The following is a 19,365-nucleotide window of genomic DNA, read 5'->3' as shown; positions in this document are numbered from 1 at the left end:
CATGCCTGAGCGCTCCCCATATATGATCACGACCGCCATTCCCTACGCGAATGGCACCCCGCACATCGGCCACGCCTATGAGCGCATCGCCACCGACGCTTTCGCAAGGTGGAAGCGGCTCGACGGCTACGACGTGCTGTTCATTACCGGCATGGACGAGCACGGGCAAAAGATGCAGCGCACCGCCGAGAAGGAAGGGCTGACGCCGCTGGCGCTTGCCGACCGCACCGCCGCGCAATTCGCCCGAATGGGCGAGGCGCTGAACGCCCGCGCCGACGACATCGTCCGCACGACGCAGGAGCGCCACAAGGAGACCGTGCTCGAAATCTGGCGGCGCATGGAGGCGAACGGCGATCTCTATCTGTCGAAATACGCCGGCTGGTATTCGGTGCGCGACGAGGCCTATTACGACGAGGGCGAACTCTCCGAGCGCGACGGCAGGAAATTCGCGCCGACCGGGACGCCGGTCGAATGGGTGGAGGAGGAGAGCTGGTTCTTCAAATTGTCGGCCTATGCGGAACGGCTGTTGGCGCACTACGAAGCGCATCCGGAATTCATCACGCCCGAACACTACCGCAACGAGATCGTCGCCTTCGTGAAGCGGGGACTGACCGACCTGTCGGTCTCCCGCACGACCTTCGACTGGGGCATCGAGATACCGCCGAGCCCACACACCAGCGCCAAGCATGTGATGTATGTCTGGGTCGATGCTCTTACCAACTACGTAACAGCTACAGGATTCCTTACGGAAGACGGAAGCAAAGCCAGGTTCTGGCCCGCGGACGCGCATGTCATCGGCAAGGACATCACCCGCTTCCATGCGATCTACTGGCCGGCGTTCCTGATGTCGGCGGGCGCGCCTTTGCCCAAGCAGATCGTCGTGCACGGCTTCCTGTTCTCGCGCGGCGAGAAAATGTCGAAGTCGCTCGGCAACGTCGTCGATCCGATCGACCTCGCCGAGCGCTATGGCGTCGATCAGCTGCGCTATTTCCTGCTGCGCGAAATTCCTTTCGGCCAGGACGGCAGCTATTCGCATGAAGCGATCGTCAACCGCATCAACGCCGATCTCGCCAATGACCTCGGCAATCTCGCGCAGCGTTCGCTGTCGATGATCGCCAAGAATTGTATGGGCGCCGTACCGCGTAAACACGCAGTCGCCGACGCCGACAGGGAGATTCTGGCGCTGGCGGCGAACGCGCTGGCGAAGGCGCGAGCGGCGATGGAGGATTACGCGCCACATCAGGCGCTCGCGGAAATTTTCCGCGTCGTCGCAGAGGCCAACCGCTACTTCGCCGCGGAGCAGCCGTGGGCGAAGAAAAAGACCGATCCGGCGCGCATGGAGACCGTTCTCTACGTTACCGCCGAGACCCTGCGCCGGCTGGCGATTCCCCTGCAGCCGTTCATGCCCGATTCCGCCGGCAAGGTTCTCGATCTCCTGGACGTCGGCCCGGACGAGCGGGACTTCGCGCACGCCGGCGAGGAGTACGCCCTCCAGGAGGGCGCGCCGCTGCCGCCGCCGACGCCGGCGTTCCCGCGGTTCGTGGAGGACGAGGCCTCCTGACACGATGTGGGATCAGCATTCGCGTTAGAGGGGCGACGCGCTTCGGCGACTTCCAGATCACGTTTTGATTCGGACTGGCGCTCATTCCGGCCGCCGACCAGCGGATCCGCCTGCCGCCTGAAGCGACTCCGGGCGCCCCATGCTTTCGCCACGCGCTCACCACAATCAGGCGTTTCAAATGGGGACGCGGCGACATAATTGGCGTTGGTCTTTGTGGGCTTGCGGGTCAAAGTCCTGACGTGCGACTATGTCGTCTCGGGGCTTCACTTGTAAGGAGCCGCCCGTCGCGCCGCTCGATCGAGTTCGCGCAGCAACGTTCGCCTTCGTTGTGTCGTATCTCAAGACGTCTCTTTTCTCACAGAGGAACTCACGGAATGGCGCGTGGTATTTCGACGATCCTGACGGCGGTCATCTCCGGCGCGATCGGTTTTGGATTGGGCATCTACGCGGCGCCGACCGAAGGCGTCGCCAATTTGAAAGCGGCGATCGAGGGCCGGTTCAAACCTGCGGCTCCATCTGAGGAGGCCGCGCCGACCGAAGCGCCGGCAGAGCCAGAGGCGCCGGCGCAACCGGACGTCTCGGCCGCTCCGGCGCCGGAGACGCCCCCGGCCGACCAGCCGACGGCCGTCGAGACGCCAACTGTTCAGGAGAGCGCGCCTGCGGCTGCGCCTCCGCCCGCTCCGGCAGTAACTGAGACGCCGCCGCCGCCGCCGGTTCAGCAGGAGGTCGCGCCCGCCGCACCGCCGGAGCCGGCCGCCTCGGAGCCCGCTCCGAAGCCCAAGCCTAAGCCGAAGCCGAAGCCGAAACCCAAGCCGAAGCCGGCGACGCCCGCCGAGCCCGCGGCCGAACCGCCGCCCGCGCAGTAGTAAGCTCGTCGCTGCTCTCGCCGCAGATTAGCCGCCCGAGCCGGGCAGGGGTCTGCGGCGAGCGCACGCTTGCGCTTTGAAAATGAGTGTCGATCGCTTAGCGCCAAAGCGCTACTGCGGCGCGGTCATCAACTCCAGCACGTGGCCGTCCGGGCTCTTAAAATAGACGCCGCGGCCGCCGTTCCAGTCGTTGAGCTGGCCATTCGTAAATCGACCCGGCGCACTTCCATAGGCCACGCCTTCGTCCTTCACGCGCCCGAAAATCTCGTCGAATTCATCGTCGCTGACATGGAAAGCATAGTGGCCGACGCCAAAGGCGTCGTCCTTGTCGAACAGCAGCGTCAGCGCGTCATTGACTTTCACCGGCGCGAAATGGCCCTTGGCGCCGTCGTAACGCAATCCGAAAATTCGCGCGAACCAGCGCGCAGCGGCGTCGTTGTCGCGCGCCGGCACGATGGTGTGGTTAAGGATAATGGCCATCGATCAAGCTCCGCCTGTCTGCTGTCGGACTCCAGATAGGAAGTCCGGCCGAAGCTGTCACGAGCGTCGCGGCTTCATTCGCCGCCAGACCAGGAGGCTGACAGAACGCGATCCGCCTGGCGCGTGACGCGCGCGCTGAACGGCGCGCTTTCGCGATCAAGCGTATGCGCGAGCCATTCCGCATCGGCGCTCGACGCCCGTTCGAGGCGCATGCGCCGCATCTGCAGCGGGACCAATCGAAGATGCAGGAGATCGCCGCTCGCGGCATCAATATCCGCGAAATATATCAGCGAAAGATCGCCGCGATAGCTTTCGTAGCCGCTGATGCCCTCGTAGTCGTTGATGAAGTCGCCACAGCCATAGAGGATCAAGCGGTTGCGATGGACCTCCAATCCCTTCGCATGATGTGACGAATGACCGTGGATGACCGATGCGCCCGCGTCTTCGATCAGCCGATGCGCGAATTGTCTCTGGGCGCTTGAAACGCGATAGCCCCAGTTCGAGCCCCAATGGATCGAAACGACCAGAATGTCGTGCGGCTGTACGGCGTTTCTCGCCATCTCGCAGGCGAAGTCGGCGCTTTCCGGGGACAGGTCGGGAAGAAGGTTGACGCCGGGCGAGGCGGGCGTCGCCGCCCAGTCGAAGGGCGTTCCGCTCTCGGGCAGGGCGAAGGACAGCACGACGACCCGTCCCTTTCGAGGGATGTCCAGGATCGCCGGCCGCCGCGCGTCATCGATCCTGCGTCCCGCGCCGGCGAAAGCGACGCCCAGACGCTCGAGCGTTTCGAGCGTCTCAATGAGGCCGTACGGCCCCCAATCGAGAACATGATTGTTGGCGAGCGCGCAGCAATCGATTCCTGCGGCGCGCAAACATTCGGCGTTCTGCGGACTGACGCGATAGTTGATCGCCTTGGGTTCTGCCGTCTCGCTGCGCGTCACGCTCGTTTCGAGATTGACGATGCGGGCGTCGGGCGCATAGTCGCGAAGCTCGGCCAGCGCGTCGCCCCAGACGTAGGAGAAATCGACCGGCCGCGGAATCGGGCCCGACGCGGCTTCGGCCAAGCGAACATATTCTTCGGCCGACGAAACATATTCCTCATAGAGCTTCGGCGGGCAGGGCGAGGGAAGAATCTGGTCGACGCCCCGTCCGATCATCACGTCGCCGCACAGGAACAGCCTGACGGCCTGAGCGCCGTCGCTAGGCGCGGCGTTGCTCATAGCTTGGGTGGAAGGTCCTCTTCGTCGTCGCCGAGAAGCGAAACGATTTCGCCGGCCACATCCTTAAGCGGCGCGCCGGCGCCGAACACGTCCCGATCGCCCGACATCCACATCGACGCCTCCTCGACGTCAGCAATCGTCGGACGTAAATCCATGATCGCCGACAGCGTCGCGTCGTCGATCTCGCCGAGCACGTCGATCACGTCCTTGATCGTCGCCAACGGACGGCCGTCGCCGCCCTGCGCTGAAGATTGCGTCAACGATTTCCTCCCTGATCCATAAAACGTCCCGCCTGAGCGAGACAGCGAGCGGATCACTCTACATGGCCACAAAAAATATAGCGCCGCGTCTCTGAACGGCGAAGGAGCTGGCGCCGGATATTTTGTGTTTTCCGCCGAGCAAGCCATATTGCAATATTGGCCCCAGCGCATCAGCAGGCCCCGGAGCGGCAGGAAAACGACTGCGTCCGGCCCATAAGATGCTGCCTATTCTTGACAGAGTCTGATGCTGATCGACACCCACTGCCACCTGGATTTTCCCGATTTCGCGCCCGAACTCGCGGAGACGATCGCTCGCGCAAAGGCGCGCGGCGTCGGCAGGATGATTACGATTTCGACGCATCTGTCGCGTTTTGGTCAGGTGAGTTCTGTCGCCGAAGCCTATCCGGATGTTTTTTGCACCGTGGGGACGCATCCGCATCATGCGCATGAAGAAGCCGAGCCAACGGTCGAGGCGCTTGTGGCGCTGTCGCAGCATCCAAAATGCGTCGGACTGGGCGAAGCGGGGCTCGATTATCACTATGATCATGCGCCGCGCGACGTGGCGCAGCGCATTTTCCGGATTCACGTCCAAGCCGCTCGCGAAACCGGTCTGCCGCTGGTCATTCATACGCGTGACGCCGACGAAGACTGCGCCGCGGTCCTGAAGGACGAGATGGGGAAGGGGGCTTTCCCCGCCCTGCTCCATTGCTTCACCAGCGGGCCCGCGCTCGCGCAAACGGCGCTGGAGCTCGGCCTCTATATTTCCTTTTCCGGCGTCGTGACCTTCAAGAACGCGGAATATCTGCGCGAGATCGCCCGCAGCGTGCCACTGGAGCGGATGCTGGTTGAAACCGACGCGCCCTTTCTCGCGCCGACGCCCCATCGCGGCAAGCGCAATGAGCCGGCCTTTGTGGTCGACACCGCGCGCGCGCTCGCAGAGATCAAGGGGATCAGCGCCGCCGAACTTGCGATCGCCACAACCGAAAATGCGCTGCGGCTTTTTTCCAAAATGCCGCCACTGGATGACGCCGCGTGAGTCTCAGAATCAGGATTCTTGGCTGCGGCTCTTCAGGCGGCGTACCGCGCGTCGGGCAGGGCTGGGGGAAGTGCGATCCGAATAATCCGAAGAACCGGCGGCGGCGCTGCTCGATTCTCGTCGCGCGCGGGCCCGCCGACGCGGCGACGCAGGTGCTCGTCGACACTGGTCCCGATCTCCGCGAGCAGCTTATCGACGCAAACGTCCAGCGGCTGGACGCGGTCCTCTATACCCATCCGCACGCCGACCACACCCATGGCGTCGACGACGTGCGGGGCCTGGTGATTATGAGCGGACTGCGCATCCCGGCCTTTATGGACGATCCGACGTCGCAAGCATTCGCCAAGAAGTTCGACTATATCTTCAAGACGCCGCCGGGCAGTTTCTATCCGCCGCTGATGACCGAACATCGGCTGCATCTCGGGCGCGCGGTGACGGTCGACGGACCCGGCGGCGCGATCGTCGCGACGCCGTTCCGCCTCGACCATGGCGACATGGACGCGCTCGGCTTTCGCTTCGACGATGTGGCCTATACGCCGGACCTTCACGCCATTCCGCCCGAGAGCGCGCGATATCTCGAAGGGCTCGATCTGTGGATCATCGACGCGCTGCGCCATCAGCGGCACGGCACGCATCTTTCCCTAAGCCAGGCGCTGGACTTCATTGCGCAGTTCAAGCCAAAGCGCGCGGTGCTGACCGATCTCCACGTCGATTTGGATTACGACGCACTTGTCGCGACGCTGCCGGAAAATGTCACGCCGGCGTTTGACGGCATGACGCTGGAGGTCTGACCGTCGCGGGCGCCTCTATGGGCGCAGTTAAGTTCCATAATATCGATTATGCGAATCGCGGATGGAGGTTTTGGTCTCCCGCCGCCTTCGTCTCCTGCTTCGCTGGACGTTTTCAGCACTGACGACGGCCGTCGACAGCGACGAGCCCTCCGCTACAGTTGCGTCCCGTGAGACATTGCGGCAAGCGCGCCGCCGTCGCAGCGTCATAATTTTCGCGTGCTGCTCATCTAAGGTCCTGCAAACGCAAACATTCCTGCCGGTCAAGGAATTGGCCGGCGGCTGTCAAAGCATGGCGGCTGTTCGGATTTTTGGATCAGCCCGAGGAATTCGCTGGCCTTCCGGGGCGGAGTTCTGGTAAAAAGCTCGCTGCGCGGGACTATATGGCATTCAAGAGGCACATCATCGTCGTTTCCGAACGGGCGCGTTTTTTGCGGCCCGAAGGGAAACGCCTGGGCGCACTACGGTTGGCATAGCAGTCTTGCCGTTTTTGGCGGAGACGAGCAGGTAGACATGAGCAAGGGTAGAGACTTTCGGGGCCCCCGCAAACGCGGTTTTGATGACGACGCCCCGTATAGCTATGATTCGCAGCGACCGAGCCGGCCGCCGCGTTCGCCATTTGGCGGCGGATTCCCAGACGCGCCGCCGCCGATGTCAAATGAGCCCGCCGTCGACGCCATCGTGAAGTGGTTCAAGCCCGACAAGGGCTTCGGCTTCGTTGAGCTTGGCAATGGCACCGGCGACGCCTTCCTTCATATCGGCGCCGTTCAGGCGGCTGGATATGACGCATTGCCGCCCGGCGCGAAATTGCAGGTCCAAGTCACGAGCTCAGTGAAGGGCCAGCAGGTTGCGCGCATTCTAGAGGTCGATCTTGCCGGCGCCGCCGAGCGCGCGCCGCCGCCGCCGCGCAGCGGTGGTGGCGGCGGCTTCGACAGCCCCCGGCCCCGTCGCCAGGCGCCCGATCCGTCGACTGCGGTGCCCGTCTCCGGAAAGGTCAAATGGTTCGATGAGACCAAGGGCTTCGGCTTCGTCCAGTCGAACGACGGCGGCAAGGACGTTTTCGTCCACATTTCGATTCTGGGCCCGTCGGGCGTGAACCGTCTCGCCGAGGGACAGCCCGTCACCATGCAGGTCGTCGACACGGCGAAAGGCAGAGAAGCGCTGTCCATCATCCTGGATTGAGCCTCATCGGGTAAATCGAAGCGCCGCGATCCTCTGCGAGGGCCGCGGCGTTTTTTTATGGAGTCCCCATGTCGCGCGGTCCGCATGGCGATGTCGATCGACTGATCGAAATCATGGCGGCGTTGCGTACGCCAGGCAGCGGCTGTCCGTGGGATCTCGAACAGGATTTCCATTCGATCGCGCCCTACACGATCGAGGAGGCCTATGAGGTCGCCGACGCCATCGAGCGTAACGATCTTGCCGACCTCAAGGACGAGTTGGGCGATCTCCTGCTCCAGGTCGTGTTCCATGCGAGGATGGCGCAGGAGCAAAACGCTTTCATCTTCAAGGACGTTGTCGACGCGATCTGCGACAAGCTCATTCGCCGGCATCCTCACGTTTTCGGTGGCGGCCAATCGCTCGACGCCGACGGCGTGACCGCGCAATGGAACGACATCAAAGCGCGCGAGAAGGCGGCGAAGCGCGGCGCGCCGCCGGCCAGTTTGCTTGACGGCGCGCCGCTCGCCCTGCCCGCCCTCACCCGTGCGCTGAAGCTGCAGGAAAAGGCGTCCGCAGTGGGGTTCGACTGGGACGACGCGCAGCATGTTCTCGATAAGATTCGCGAGGAAACCGAGGAGGTCGCCGCGGAACTCGCGCTCCCCGGCGCAAGCGCTTCGCCGGCGCTCGAAGAAGAGATCGGCGATCTGCTGTTTGTCGTCGTTAATCTTGCGCGCCACGCCAAGGTTGATCCCGAGCAGGCGCTGCGTAGCGCCAACGCCAAATTCGAGCGGCGCTTCCGCCATATCGAGAGACGGCTTAGCGAGATAGGGCGTTCGCCTCAAGCGGCGTCTCTCGACGAGATGGAAGCGCTTTGGGTTGAGGCCAAGGATTCCGAGCGCAAGTCAAAGATATAAAGAGCCCGCTTTGCAAAAATGCCGGGTCTACAGTTTCGCAGCGTGATCTAAGACGCCGCCCGCCTAGGGCGCGAGCCAGCTTCGCGGATGAGTTCGGCTTGCGGAAAGCGCCGCGCGAGACCATCCGAGCGCTCCGGATCGACACGAACGACAAGATGGACGCCGCCCTGAGGCAGGGCTTCGCGTTTGAGCACCTCGGTATGGGCGTGAAGCCAGGCGAGGCCCGCGCCGTCGGCGGCGTCCAGGTCCAGCTCGAAGCGGACGCGCCCCGCGGCCAGCGTGGATTCGATCCGCGCCAGCAGTTCGTCGAGCCGCTCACCGGTCAACGCCGACACGAGCGTCGGCCGTCGCTGTGGTTCGATTCCGCGCGCGGCGAGCTGCAGCGCCGATAGTCGCGCCGGGTCAAGCGCGTCGATCTTGTTCCAGACTTCGAGAATTCGGCCCTCGGCTCGGCCTTTGAGGCCGAGCTCGTCGAGGATCGCCTCAACGTCTCGCGCCTGAGCCTCCCAATCTTCATGCGATACGTCGCGAATATGGAGCACCACGTCGGCGAGCGTCACTTCTTCGAGGGTCGCCCGAAAGGCCGAGACCAGCATCGTCGGCAGATCCGAAATGAATCCCACCGTATCGGAGAGCAAGATGCGCGCGCCATGCGGCAGCTTAATCTGGCGCAACGTGGGATCGAGAGTCGCGAACAGCATGTCCTGAGCGAGCACCTCAGCCTTGGTCAGTCGATTGAAAAGCGTCGACTTTCCGGCATTGGTGTAGCCGACGAGCGCGACCACGGGATAGGGAACCTCGCGCCGGGTCTTGCGGTGCAGGGCGCGGGTGCGCTTCACCTTGTCGAGATCGTGCTCGATGCGGCGCATCCGTTCCTCGATCAAGCGCCGATCCGTCTCGATCTGGGTTTCGCCGGGGCCGCCGAGAAAGCCGAAACCGCCGCGCTGGCGTTCGAGATGGGTCCAGGAGCGCACGAGTCGCGATTTCTGATAGGCGAGATGGGCGAGCTCCACCTGCAGCGCGCCTTCCTTGGTGCGTGCGCGCTCGCCGAAGATTTCGAGAATGAGCCCGGTCCTGTCGATGACCTTGGCGTCCCACGCCTTTTCCAGATTGCGCTGCTGCACGGGCGAGAGCTGGCAATCCATGCTGACGAGGGCAGCTTCCTTCGCCTTGACGATTTCCGCGATCTCTTCGACCTTGCCCTTTCCAAGATAAGTCGCCGGCCGGACGTCGTTGAGCGAAAGGGCCGACTGTCCGACGACATCGAGGTCGATCGCCTGCGCGAGCCCCACCGCTTCGGCAAGTCGCGCCGTCGGGTCGCGCGCATGCGCGGCCCCGCCTCGGGCCGCCAGATAGGGTCCAATGACCAATGCGCGGGCTCCGGCGCCGTTTGCCGTCGCGCCGTTCGATGCTTCGCTTTCCGTCCTCAATCGCCTACCGCTGCTTGTCAGCCTGCGCCTCTTCCTCGCCCGGCTCAAACATTTGTATGGGGTGTCCTGGCATGATCGTCGAGATGGCGTGCTTGTAGACGAGCTGAGAATGGCCGTCTCTGCGCAGCAACAGGCAGAAATTATCGAACCAGGTGACAATTCCCTGGAGCTTGACGCCATTGACGAGGAAGATGGTGAGCGGGACTTTGTTCTTCCGGACGAAATTCAAAAATGTATCTTGCAGATTCTGCGAACGCTCTGACGACATCGGCTGTCCTGTTCTGTTTTTTAGCCGAGCGGAATTGACGCCGCCCCCGAGGGATCGTTCTTCTTTTTTCGCCGCCGGGTTCATTAGAGCCTTTCAAATCGCGAAGCGCAAGGCGCAACCCAGGCCGATGGCGCCGGCAATCCTCCAGCTTATTGTTGAACAGGTCTCGACGGCGGCAACGATCACGGCCGATGCATTACATCAAATAGTTGTCATATGTCATTGATTTTAGGACTCTACAGAGAGCGACTTAAGCTTTCGGTGTAAGGCCGAGCGCTCCATCCCGATGAACTCCGCCGTTCGGGAAATATTCCCGGAAAAGCGGTTGAGTTGCGCGATCAGGTATTCACGTTCGAACACTTCCCGCGCCTCTCTGAGCGGCAGGCTCATCAATTTTTCGCCGCGCACGCCGGCGGGAGTCGCCGGCACAAGTTCCCCGACGTCGGCGGGAAGCATTTCGGCGGTGATCGTCGCACCAGGTTCGCCCGATGTGAGGATCATCAGGCGCTCGACGTTGTTCTTCAACTGACGGATGTTGCCCGGCCAATCGTGCAACTGCAGGACCGCCAGCGCGTCTTCGGAAATCAGCCGGCGCGGCATGCCGGACGCAAGCGACATGTTCTCCATGAAATAGTCGATGAGCGCCGGAATGTCCTCGCGCCGTTCGGCTAGCGAAGGAACCCGGATCGGCACCACAGCGAGCCGGTGGAACAGATCTTCGCGCAGCGTTCCCTCTTCGATCGCCGACGCGAGATCGCGCGCCGAAGACGAGATGACGCGCACGTCGACCTCAACCTTGTTCGATCCGCCGACCCGCTGGAACGTCTGATCGACCAGCACGCGCAGGATTTTCGCCTGGGTGTCCTTCGGCATGTCGGCGATTTCGTCGAGGAACAGGGTACCGCCATGCGCCTCCTCGAGCGCGCCGATCTTGCGCTCGCCGTCCGCGCCTTCGCGTCCGAAGAGCTCGATCTCCATATTCTCTGGGGTGATCGTCGCAGAATTGATGACGACGAACGGTCCCCCGACGCGAGTCGAAGCCTCGTGGATGCAGCGGGCGGCGAGTTCCTTGCCGGTGCCGGGCGCGCCGGTGATCAGCACGCGCGAGTTCACGGGAGCGACGCGGCCAATGAGCTGCTGCAGTTGATGCGCCGCCGGGGAATCGCCGACGATGCGATCGAACGCCCCTGCCCGTTGACGCAAGGCGGAAATTTCGCGGCGCAGCTGATAGGCTTCGAGCGCGCGTTCCGCGACGAGCACCAGCCGGTCGGCCTTGAAGGGCTTTTCGATGAAGTCATAAGCGCCGATTTTGATGGCGCTGACCGCGGTTTCGATATTGCCGTGGCCGGAGATCATGACCACGGGCAAGCCCTTGTGCTGCTTCTGCACCTGTTCGAGCACCTGGAGCCCGTCGAGCCGAGACCCCTGCAACCAGATATCGAGAAATACGAGGTGCGGTCGGCGGCCGGCGATGGCGGCGAGCGCTTCGTCGGAGTCCTTGGCGGTTCGGACCCCATGCCCCTCGTCTTTCAGAATTCCGGCGACGAGCTCTCGGATGTCCTCTTCATCGTCGACAATCAAAATATCGGTGGCCATTATACCCCGCTCTGCCCCGCATCGCTTGCTTGCGCGGGCGCGCTGTCGGCCCCGACGCTCGCCGCGCGCGACTCTTCTTTCGAGGACGTCTCCGCGGCGAGCGGCACGATGAGCCTGACACAAGCGCCCCGGCCGGACGGCGCGTCAAGTAACTCCAGCCGGCCTCCATGATCCTCGATGATCTTGGCGACGATCGGCAGGCCGAGACCGGTGCCGTCCGATCGCGTCGTCATGTAAGGTTCGAGCAGGCGCTGCCGGTTCATCGCCGGGAAGCCCTTACCATTATCGATGACGTCGATTTCCGCCATGTGATCGCGCACATCCAAATTGATTTCGATTCGTCCCTTTTCCTGAGCGTCTTGTCCTTCGCGTGCGACGACGCCTTCGACGGCGTTCTTTACGATATTGGTGAGCGCCTGCGACAGCAAGCGGCGATCGAACTGCGCGATGACCGGCGTCGCCGGCAATTCTTCGATGATGTCGAGATCGGCGTTGCCGACGCGCATGAGAAACGCGACCTGCCGAATGCATTCGTTGAGATCGTCGCGCTCCGGGCGCGCCTTGGGCATACGCGCGAAGGATGAAAACTCGTCGACCATACGTTTGATGTCGTCGACCTGGCGCACGATCGTATCCGTGCATTGATCGAATATGTCGCGATCCTCCTGGATCACCTTGCCGTATTTGCGGCGCAGCCTTTCCGCCGAAAGCTGGATCGGCGTCAGCGGATTTTTGATCTCGTGCGCGATTCGCCGCGCGACGTCCGCCCATGCGGAGGTGCGCTGCGCCATCACGAGGTCGGTGATGTCGTCGAGCGTCACCACAAAATTGTGATGTCCGGCGTCGGCGCGGGCCGAGGTGACCCGCACATTCAAGGTGCGCTCGGCGACGCCGCGCTTGATGGTGATCTGGCTTTGCACGGCGCGCGGGAAGACCTCAGCCGCGTCCTTCAAGATCGGGACGATTTCCGGCAGGACCGACCCCACGGAGGCTCCGACCGTCGCCTGCCCCTTGGCGCCCGCGAGCGACAGTTCCTCGGCCGAACGGTTCAAAATGGTGACGACGCTTTCCGAATCCACGCCCATCACCGCCACCGGGACGCCGGAGAGCACGGCCTCGGTGAATTCGCGCCGTTCGTCATTGATCCGATTGGCTTCGATTAACCGGCTTTGCTGAAGATTGAGCTCGGTCGTCATATTGTTGAAGACGTCGCCAAGGCGCGCCAATTCGCCGTGCTGCTTGTCGACATCGACGTGGACGTCGAGATTGCCCGCCGACACTTCATCAGTCGCGGCGATCAGGTCGCGGATAGGCGTCACCAGACGGTCGGCGAAGTCGAGTCCAAACCAGATGGACGACAGCAACATGATCGTCGTCAGGAAAGCGTACATCAGCACGAACGCCCGCTGCACGGCGGCGCGATAGCCGTCGAAGGCGTCGTAGCTGCTGATCAAGCTTTGAGCCTGTTTGGGGAATTCCACTGCGATTGGGTCGATCGGCCGGGTGACGTATAGGAATGTGTCCTGAAAGGCGCTGAGCGCGCGCAACGCCACGAAGCTCTTGCCGTCATCGATCACGAGGCACAGCGGCTCGCCGCGCCGCGCATCCTCGAAGTCGGACTTGGGCGGAGCGATGATGATCGAGGCGGCATTCTGCGCCACGTCGATCCGGTCGAGAATCTCGCCGTTGGTTTTCACCAGGGCGGCGACCGAAAAGCCCAGGAAATACGCCCGCGACTGGAATATCTGGTGGAAATAAGGCCGGTCGGAATTGTAAAGGATGCTGGCCCGATCGAGATCCGAGGCGGTGAGCTGCGCTTCCTGCAGCAACGCCCGACACTGGCTCTCACGAAAAACGGCCGCGGCTTCGGCGGTATTGTGCACGAAGACCTTGACGCTCGACATGAAGGCGGGGTTGAGCACGCGCTCCAGCGTCAAAGAGCCGGCTACCGCCAACAGAATCGCCGGAATCAAGGCGATGACGGAGAAAAAGCCGACCGTGCGCACATGCAGGCGCGCCGCCGCCTCGCCGCGCCGCCAGACCCGGTAAAGGCGCCACGCCTTGACCAGCACCATCGCGAGCAAGACGCCGACGAAGACGCCGTTGACGACAAGCAGCGGCAGCACGCGGTCGTCGGTCGGCGAAATCGCGCCGAATTCCGCGATGACCAGAAACGTGGCCAAAGCGCAGCCGACGGCGCCGATCACGATGATCGGTCCGAACCAGCTGCGAAACGGCGACCTGCCTTTCGCCTTTGGCGGAGAAGCCGAATCTCCGGTCAGGGCCATGGCGCCTGTATAGGCTCCGCCCGCGCCGCTTGCAATTGAACCTCTGGTAAGCCGCTACCTGGGCGAGCGCATCAATCTGATGTCGAGATCGTTGACCTTCTTGCGCAGCGTGTTGCGGTTGAGCCCAAGCAATTCCGCGGCCTTGATCTGGTTGCCGCGGGTCGCGGCGAGCGCGGCGGACACGAGCGGAATTTCTATCTCGCGAATGATGCGGTGATAGAGGCCGGGCGGCGGCAATTGGTCGCCATAATCGCGAAACAGCTTGGCGAGGTGCAATTCGACCGAGGTCGAAAGCGTCTGTCCGTCGGACGATTCCTGCGACGCGGCGGAAGACGCGGTCTTCTCGGGCTCGGCCTGGCGGATCTCATGTTCGAGCTCCGCTTCGACGAGCTGGTCGGAAATGACTTCCTGCGGATGCAGGGCGGCGAGCCGACGGATGAGATTCTCAAGCTCGCGGATGTTGCCAGGCCAGCGGTATTTCTTCATCCGGTCGAGCGCCGGCTGCTCGATATATTTTTGCGGCAGCCCTTCGCTCGCCGCCACCTTGAAGAAGTGATGGACGAGGTCGGGGATGTCCTCGGCGCGTTCGCGCAGCGGCGGCAGCCGAAGCGGCACCACGTTGAGCCGGAAATAGAGGTCCTCGCGAAAGAGGCCCTGCTGGATGAGGATGCGCAGATCCTTGTTGGTCGCGGCGATGATCCGGACATTGGTCTTGATCGGCGTGCGCCCGCCCACGGTCGTATATTCGCCCTGCTGCAGCACCCGCAGCAGCCGCGTCTGCGCCTCCATCGGCATATCGCCGATTTCGTCCAGAAACAGCGTGCCGCCCTCGGCCTGTTCGAAGCGGCCCGCCGATCGCTGGTTGGCGCCGGTGAAGGCGCCTTTCTCATGGCCGAAGAGCTCGCTCTCGATCAGATCGCGCGGGATCGCCGCCATATTGACGGCGACGAAAGGGCCCTTCTTGCGCTTGCCATAGTCATGCAGGGCGCGGGCGACGAGCTCCTTGCCGGTCCCGGACTCGCCGTTGATCATCACCGTCAGATCGGTCTGCATCAACCGCGCCAGCGAGCGATAGATTTCCTGCATCGCCTGGGAGCGGCCGACGAGCGGCATCCCCTCGATTTCTTCATGGCCATTGTCTTCGGGATGCTTGCGCGGCTCGGCCATGGCGCGCCCGACGATGCCGACCAGCTCCTTCAGGTCGAAGGGCTTCGGCAGATAGTCATAGGCGCCCCGCTCCGACGCCCGGATGGCGGTCATGAAGGTGTTCTGCGCGCTCATGACGATGATCGGCAACTCGGGACGAAGCTTCTTGATGCGCGGCAGAAGTTCGAAGGCGTTCTCGTCGGGCATCACGACGTCGGTGACGACGAGGTCGCCCTCGCCCGACTGCACCCAGCGCCACAGCGTCGCCGCCGCGCCGGTTGTGCGCACCTCGTAGCCTGCGCGCGACAGGGCTTGGGCGACGACAGTACGGATCGAAGCGTCGTCGTCAGCGACTAGAATTTCTCCACGCGTCATTGATCGGTTCTCCCGCCCCTGCGAGATGTCATGCACGCTGTTCCTCACGTTGTTCTGGCCGTTTCGCTCTGTACATCGGCATCAGCACGCGAAACGTCGTGCGTCTGTGGAGCGACTCACACTCCACGATGCCGCCGTGGTCGTTGACGATCTTCGCAACCAGTGCAAGTCCGAGGCCAGTTCCCGTCGATTTCGTCGTCACAAAGGGATCAAAGAGATGCGCCGCAATGTCCTCGGGAACGCCGGGTCCATTGTCGCGCACGCAAAATTCGAGCGGCAGTCCGATGGGGCTTTTCTCGCCCATTGCGCGCAGGCTGACGCCGGGCCGGAACGCGGTCGAGAGTTCGATCTCGCCATCGACGGCCTCGCCGACCGCCTCGGCCGCGTTCTTCACCAGATTGAGAAAGGCCTGCACCAGTTGGTCGCGGTTGGCGGAAACCGCCGGCAGCGAAGGATCGTAGTTCTCGATGAAGCGGATATTGCGCGCGAATCCGCTTTGCGCGACGCGCTTTACATGGTCGAGCACCGAATGGATGTTGACCTGCTCCCGCTGCAGCGGACGCGCGTCGGAAAAAACCTCCATCCTGTCGACAAGACGCACAATCCGGTCGGTTTCGTCGCAAATGAGGCGTGTCAGCGCGCGATCCTGGTCGCTGAGCGAGGATTCGAGCAGCTGCGCCGCGCCGCGAATGCCGGACAGCGGATTTTTGATTTCATGCGCCAACATCGAGGCGAGCCCCGAAACCGAGCGAACAGCGCCGCGATGCGTCAATTGTCTGTCTATTTTATCGGCAATTGTTCGCTCCTGGAGCATCACAAGCACGAGCCCGTCGCCCTCGGGAAGCGGCGCGCAGTGAACGTCGACCCGTCGGTCGACGTCCTGGCCGGGCCGGCCAAGATCGATCTTGTATTCGTTGATCGTCGCGCCGCGCTCGCGCACCTGGTCGATGAGCGCGGTTAGCGGCGATCCGAACGGCAGCAGCCGATCGAGCGACTGGCCGATGAGCAGCGGCTTGCCGAGCTCAAAAAACGCCTCGGCGGCGCCGTTGGCGTCCTCGATGACGCCGTCGCGGGCGACCGTCAGTATCGGGTTCGGCAAGGCCTCGAGCATGCAGGATCGACCGGCCTCATTTATGATCTTGAGCGGCTCATAGCCGCAATGCGCGCCATTCCGGCGGGGACGATCGGTAATGCTCATGCCGCAGCCCCCTGCTCTGTGAAATGTCCCATGAGAAAGATCCGCTCGGTCAGCCGCCCCGCCTCATCGATCGAATCTGTCGTGACGAGCGCGCGACGCGCATTGCTCTCCGTCGGTCTCCCTAAGCGGTCGACATAGGCGGCAAGATGCTTGCGCGCGTGCCTCAGACCGGCGGACGCGCCCATTGAACGAACCAGGCCTTCCAAATGTTCGCGCGCGATTTCGGCGCGCTGCGCCGCAGTCGGCGGAGCCCGTCGCTTGCCGGTCTTCAAAAAATGGGCGATGTCGCCAACGATCCAGGGCTGGCCCATCGCCGCTCGCCCGATCATGACCCCGTCGGCGCGGGATTTCTCGATCATCTCAGCCGCGTCGTCTTCGCCGGCGCAATCGCCATTGGCGATCACCGGAATTCGCACGGAAGCCTTCACTGCAGCGATCGCCCGCCAGTCGGCCCGGCCCGAATAGAATTGCTGCCGGGTGCGGCCATGCACGGTGATCATCGCGGCGCCTTCGGCCTCAGCCCGCTGCGCCAGATCGGCGGCGTTGCGGTTCGAATCGTCCCATCCCAAGCGCATTTTGACGCTGAGCGGCACGCATATTGCCTCGCGGGCTGCTGAGATGAGCCGGGCCGCCTGATCGAGATCGCGCATCAGCGCGGCGCCCGCCAGACCTCCGGTGACACGCTTGCAAGGACAGCCCATGTTGATGTCGATCCAGTCAGCCCCGGCGGCTTCAGCGCTTCGCGCGGCGGCCGCCATTTCTTCCGGCTCGCGCGCGGCGATCTGAATGACCCGGGGGCCCTCGCCGGCGCGCGCAAGACGCATCGACGTTTCGCGGTCGCCGCGGGCGACGCCCGCCGCCGTCACCATCTCGCTCACCGTCGCCGAAGCCCCAAGGCGGGAAGCGATGCGACGCATGGTCGGATCGGTTACGCCGGCCATCGGCGCGAGGAGCGCATGGCCGGTCAACGCGAGCCCGCCAATGCTCAGGGGCGAAGGCGCAAGGCCAACGCCCAAATTTTTGGCAGTAGCCATCTTGCCCACATCATAAGCAGTTCTCTTCGCACTTGCAACATAGCATTTGCTGACCGCCGGCATTTGACGGCGAAGGCGAAAAACGACAGAGAGCGGCCATGAGCGCCGCTCCGGACCATCCATCCATCGCCATTCTCGTCGTCGCCGGCGGCCGCGGCGCGCGCGCCGGCGATGGGCCGCCGAAACAATATCGACCGATCGCCGGACAGACCCTTCTCGCCCGAACGCTTCACGGGCTGCGCGTGGCGGCGCCTCAGGCCGCGCTTAAAGTCGTCATCCATCGCGACGACCTCGACTATTATGCCGCGAGCGCGGCGGAGCTCTCGCCGCCCGATCAGGCGCGCCTTCTGGCGCCGGCCTTTGGCGGCGCGACAAGGCAGGACAGCGTCAGGAACGGCCTCGAGGCGCTCGCGACCGAGGGCGCCCCTGACATCGTGCTGATCCATGACGCCGCGCGTCCCTTTGCCGACGCCACGCTCGTGGCGCGTGCGGTCGAGGCGGCCAAGGCCTATGGCGCCGCCGCGCCCGGCGTGGCGCTCGCCGATACGATCAAGGAGATCGACGACGCCGGGACGGTGGTGGCGACGCCTGAGCGCGCACGGCTTCGCGCCGTGCAAACGCCGCAGGCGTTCCGCTTTGATCTCATCTTGAAGGCGCATCGCGCCGCGGCGGCGGGCGGGCGCGACTATACCGACGACGCCATGATCGCCGAGGCCGCCGGGGCGAAGGTGCATATTTTCGACGGCGACGCCGCCAATTTCAAACTCACGACGCAACAGGACTTCGCCCGCGCCATGGAGCTCGTAAAGCAAACCGCGTTCGCGGACCTGCCGGACATCCGCACGGGCCAGGGCTATGACGTCCATGCCTTCGGACCGGGCGACGCAGTCTGGCTCGGCGGCGTCGCGATCCCCCATACGCATGGCCTTTCCGGCCATTCCGACGCCGACGTGCTGTCCCATGCGATCACCGACGCCATTCTCGGCGCCCTCGCCGAAGGCGACATCGGCGCGCATTTTCCGCCCTCCGATTCGCAGTGGAAGGGCGCCGCGTCGTCGATCTTTCTGGCGCGCGCCTGCGAACTGGTGCGGGCGCGCGGCGGCGCCATCGCCCATGTCGACGCCACGATCATTTGCGAAGCGCCAAAGATCGGCCCGCACCGCGAACGCATTCGGGAAAAACTGGCGGAGACCATGGGCGCCGACATCGGGCGCGTCGCGATCAAGGCGACGACGACGGAGAGGCTCGGCTTTACCGGCAGAGGCGAGGGCATGGCGGCGCTGGCGATCGCGACGGTAAGGCTGCCGTGAGAGTCTGACGTGTCATATCCGACGCGGACCCTTCGCGCAGGATAGGGAAACTAGAACAGCGCTGGCGGCGACGAGCTGCGCGCGACGCAACGACCGTTGGGGCGCGCGCGACCTGCTATAAGGCCGGTTCAGCAAAGCTGAGGTCAGCCATGATCCGCGTCACACATCGAATTGCGCTCGACGATTCCGAGATCGTGGAGGAATTCGCGCGCGCCTCGGGGCCCGGCGGCCAGAATGTGCAAAAGGTCGAAACTGCCGTGCGGCTGCGTTTCGACATCTGCAATTCGCCGAGTCTCGCCGATGACGTGAAGGCGCGGCTCGCGCGACTCTCCGGCCGGCGCCTCACCAAGGAGGGCGTCCTCCTGATCGAGGCGCGGCGCTATCGCACGCAGGAGCGCAACCGCGCCGACGCGCTCGAACGCCTCATCGAACTCATA

18 protein-coding genes are annotated in these 19,365 nt (G+C 63.7%); 8 read left to right on the top strand and 10 right to left on the bottom strand.

All coding sequences use genetic code 11. The features are described from left to right. Position 1: 1 nt before the first annotated feature. Positions 2 to 1,561: a methionine--tRNA ligase gene (gene metG / locus QZ964_RS10730; protein WP_367119268.1), complete on the top strand. Its 1,560-nt coding sequence runs from the start codon at positions 2 to 4 to the stop codon at positions 1,559 to 1,561. 374 nt (positions 1,562 to 1,935) lie between these two features. Next, positions 1,936 to 2,427 carry a hypothetical protein gene (locus QZ964_RS10725; RefSeq protein WP_292531577.1) on the top strand — a complete coding sequence of 164 codons (492 nt, stop codon included), beginning with the start codon at positions 1,936 to 1,938 and terminating at the stop codon, positions 2,425 to 2,427. Positions 2,428 to 2,538: 111 nt separating this feature from the next. On the opposite strand, the gene QZ964_RS10720 is transcribed toward QZ964_RS10725, so the two are convergent. The 3 genes from QZ964_RS10720 to QZ964_RS10710 form a co-directional block, all read right to left on the bottom strand. Next, positions 2,539 to 2,907, bottom strand: a complete 369-nt coding sequence (locus tag QZ964_RS10720) for a VOC family protein (RefSeq protein ID WP_292531575.1) — start codon at positions 2,905 to 2,907, stop codon at positions 2,539 to 2,541. Between the two features lie 74 nt (positions 2,908 to 2,981). After that, on the bottom strand, positions 2,982 to 4,124 hold the full coding sequence (locus tag QZ964_RS10715) for a CapA family protein (protein ID WP_292531573.1): 1,143 nt from the start codon (positions 4,122 to 4,124) through the stop codon (positions 2,982 to 2,984). Next, positions 4,121 to 4,384, bottom strand: a complete 264-nt coding sequence (locus QZ964_RS10710; protein WP_292531570.1) for a hypothetical protein — start codon at positions 4,382 to 4,384, stop codon at positions 4,121 to 4,123. The genes QZ964_RS10715 and QZ964_RS10710 overlap by 4 nt, the downstream gene beginning before the upstream one ends. Positions 4,385 to 4,628: 244 nt before the next feature. Here QZ964_RS10710 and QZ964_RS10705 point away from each other — a divergent pair, with 244 nt between their 5' ends. The 4 genes from QZ964_RS10705 to mazG all read left to right on the top strand — a co-directional run bounded on the left by QZ964_RS10705 (position 4,629) and on the right by mazG (position 8,283). Next, positions 4,629 to 5,420, top strand: coding sequence for a TatD family hydrolase (locus tag QZ964_RS10705; RefSeq protein ID WP_292531569.1), 792 nt, complete (start codon positions 4,629 to 4,631; stop codon positions 5,418 to 5,420). Then, the gene (locus QZ964_RS10700; protein WP_292531566.1) at positions 5,417 to 6,211 is read left to right on the top strand and encodes an MBL fold metallo-hydrolase; all 795 of its coding nucleotides are present in this window, start codon (positions 5,417 to 5,419) and stop codon (positions 6,209 to 6,211) included. The genes QZ964_RS10705 and QZ964_RS10700 overlap by 4 nt, the downstream gene beginning before the upstream one ends. Positions 6,212 to 6,721: 510 nt before the next feature. Further along, positions 6,722 to 7,390 carry a cold-shock protein gene (locus tag QZ964_RS10695; RefSeq protein ID WP_292531564.1) on the top strand — a complete coding sequence of 223 codons (669 nt, stop codon included), beginning with the start codon at positions 6,722 to 6,724 and terminating at the stop codon, positions 7,388 to 7,390. A 68-nt stretch (positions 7,391 to 7,458) separates the two neighbouring features. After that, positions 7,459 to 8,283: a nucleoside triphosphate pyrophosphohydrolase gene (mazG, locus tag QZ964_RS10690; protein ID WP_292531562.1), complete on the top strand. Its 825-nt coding sequence runs from the start codon at positions 7,459 to 7,461 to the stop codon at positions 8,281 to 8,283. Positions 8,284 to 8,330: 47 nt separating this feature from the next. Here the strand turns inward: mazG and hflX are convergent, their stop codons facing one another. From hflX to dusB, 7 genes are all read right to left on the bottom strand, one after another. Continuing rightward, entirely contained in the window at positions 8,331 to 9,713 is a 1,383-nt protein-coding gene (hflX, locus tag QZ964_RS10685; protein ID WP_292531560.1) for a GTPase HflX, read from the bottom strand. Between the two features lie 4 nt (positions 9,714 to 9,717). Continuing rightward, a complete protein-coding gene (gene hfq, locus QZ964_RS10680) occupies positions 9,718 to 9,981 on the bottom strand; it encodes an RNA chaperone Hfq (RefSeq protein WP_292531605.1) in 264 nt (87 codons plus the stop codon). Positions 9,982 to 10,209: 228 nt separating this feature from the next. Continuing rightward, the gene (locus tag QZ964_RS10675) at positions 10,210 to 11,577 is read right to left on the bottom strand and encodes a sigma-54 dependent transcriptional regulator (protein ID WP_292531558.1); all 1,368 of its coding nucleotides are present in this window, start codon (positions 11,575 to 11,577) and stop codon (positions 10,210 to 10,212) included. Next, a complete protein-coding gene (locus QZ964_RS10670) occupies positions 11,577 to 13,865 on the bottom strand; it encodes a PAS domain-containing sensor histidine kinase (protein WP_292531556.1) in 2,289 nt (762 codons plus the stop codon). Before QZ964_RS10670 ends, QZ964_RS10675 begins: the two co-directional genes overlap by 1 nt. A gap of 54 nt (positions 13,866 to 13,919) precedes the next feature. Further along, positions 13,920 to 15,386, bottom strand: a complete 1,467-nt coding sequence (gene ntrC, locus QZ964_RS10665) for a nitrogen regulation protein NR(I) (RefSeq protein WP_292531554.1) — start codon at positions 15,384 to 15,386, stop codon at positions 13,920 to 13,922. A 28-nt stretch (positions 15,387 to 15,414) separates the two neighbouring features. Next, positions 15,415 to 16,584: an ATP-binding protein gene (locus QZ964_RS10660; protein ID WP_292531552.1), complete on the bottom strand. Its 1,170-nt coding sequence runs from the start codon at positions 16,582 to 16,584 to the stop codon at positions 15,415 to 15,417. Beyond that, positions 16,581 to 17,618, bottom strand: a complete 1,038-nt coding sequence (dusB, locus tag QZ964_RS10655; protein WP_292531550.1) for a tRNA dihydrouridine synthase DusB — start codon at positions 17,616 to 17,618, stop codon at positions 16,581 to 16,583. Before dusB ends, QZ964_RS10660 begins: the two co-directional genes overlap by 4 nt. A gap of 98 nt (positions 17,619 to 17,716) precedes the next feature. Between dusB and QZ964_RS10650 the strand changes: the two genes are divergently transcribed. Together QZ964_RS10650 and arfB are read left to right on the top strand one after the other, a co-directional pair. Continuing rightward, entirely contained in the window at positions 17,717 to 18,928 is a 1,212-nt protein-coding gene (locus QZ964_RS10650) for a bifunctional 2-C-methyl-D-erythritol 4-phosphate cytidylyltransferase/2-C-methyl-D-erythritol 2,4-cyclodiphosphate synthase (RefSeq protein ID WP_292531548.1), read from the top strand. Between the two features lie 149 nt (positions 18,929 to 19,077). Then, the coding region (gene arfB, locus QZ964_RS10645; protein WP_292531546.1) for an alternative ribosome rescue aminoacyl-tRNA hydrolase ArfB at positions 19,078 to 19,365 on the top strand (288 nt) is incomplete at its 3' end.

Origin of the sequence: Methylocystis sp. (genome assembly GCF_021731785.1) — a bacterium.
In the GTDB taxonomy this organism is placed as follows: Bacteria; Pseudomonadota; Alphaproteobacteria; order Rhizobiales; family Beijerinckiaceae; genus Methylocystis.
This window is presented reverse-complemented; position numbering and strand designations above follow the sequence as displayed.

Excerpts from the sequence above, each read along its gene's own strand:
- metG (WP_367119268.1), top strand. The coding sequence starts at position 2 with ATGCCTGAGCGCTCCCCATATATGATCACGACCGCCATTCCCTACGCG.
- QZ964_RS10725 (WP_292531577.1), top strand. The coding sequence starts at position 1,936 with ATGGCGCGTGGTATTTCGACGATCCTGACGGCGGTCATCTCCGGCGCG.
- QZ964_RS10720 (WP_292531575.1), bottom strand. The coding sequence starts at position 2,907 with ATGGCCATTATCCTTAACCACACCATCGTGCCGGCGCGCGACAACGAC.
- QZ964_RS10715 (WP_292531573.1), bottom strand. The coding sequence starts at position 4,124 with ATGAGCAACGCCGCGCCTAGCGACGGCGCTCAGGCCGTCAGGCTGTTC.
- QZ964_RS10705 (WP_292531569.1), top strand. The coding sequence starts at position 4,629 with ATGCTGATCGACACCCACTGCCACCTGGATTTTCCCGATTTCGCGCCC.
- QZ964_RS10695 (WP_292531564.1), top strand. The coding sequence starts at position 6,722 with ATGAGCAAGGGTAGAGACTTTCGGGGCCCCCGCAAACGCGGTTTTGAT.
- mazG (WP_292531562.1), top strand. The coding sequence starts at position 7,459 with ATGTCGCGCGGTCCGCATGGCGATGTCGATCGACTGATCGAAATCATG.
- hfq (WP_292531605.1), bottom strand. The coding sequence starts at position 9,981 with ATGTCGTCAGAGCGTTCGCAGAATCTGCAAGATACATTTTTGAATTTC.
- QZ964_RS10675 (WP_292531558.1), bottom strand. The coding sequence starts at position 11,577 with ATGGCCACCGATATTTTGATTGTCGACGATGAAGAGGACATCCGAGAG.
- QZ964_RS10670 (WP_292531556.1), bottom strand. The coding sequence starts at position 13,865 with ATGGCCCTGACCGGAGATTCGGCTTCTCCGCCAAAGGCGAAAGGCAGG.
- ntrC (WP_292531554.1), bottom strand. The coding sequence starts at position 15,386 with ATGACGCGTGGAGAAATTCTAGTCGCTGACGACGACGCTTCGATCCGT.
- QZ964_RS10660 (WP_292531552.1), bottom strand. The coding sequence starts at position 16,584 with ATGAGCATTACCGATCGTCCCCGCCGGAATGGCGCGCATTGCGGCTAT.
- dusB (WP_292531550.1), bottom strand. The coding sequence starts at position 17,618 with ATGGCTACTGCCAAAAATTTGGGCGTTGGCCTTGCGCCTTCGCCCCTG.
- QZ964_RS10650 (WP_292531548.1), top strand. The coding sequence starts at position 17,717 with ATGAGCGCCGCTCCGGACCATCCATCCATCGCCATTCTCGTCGTCGCC.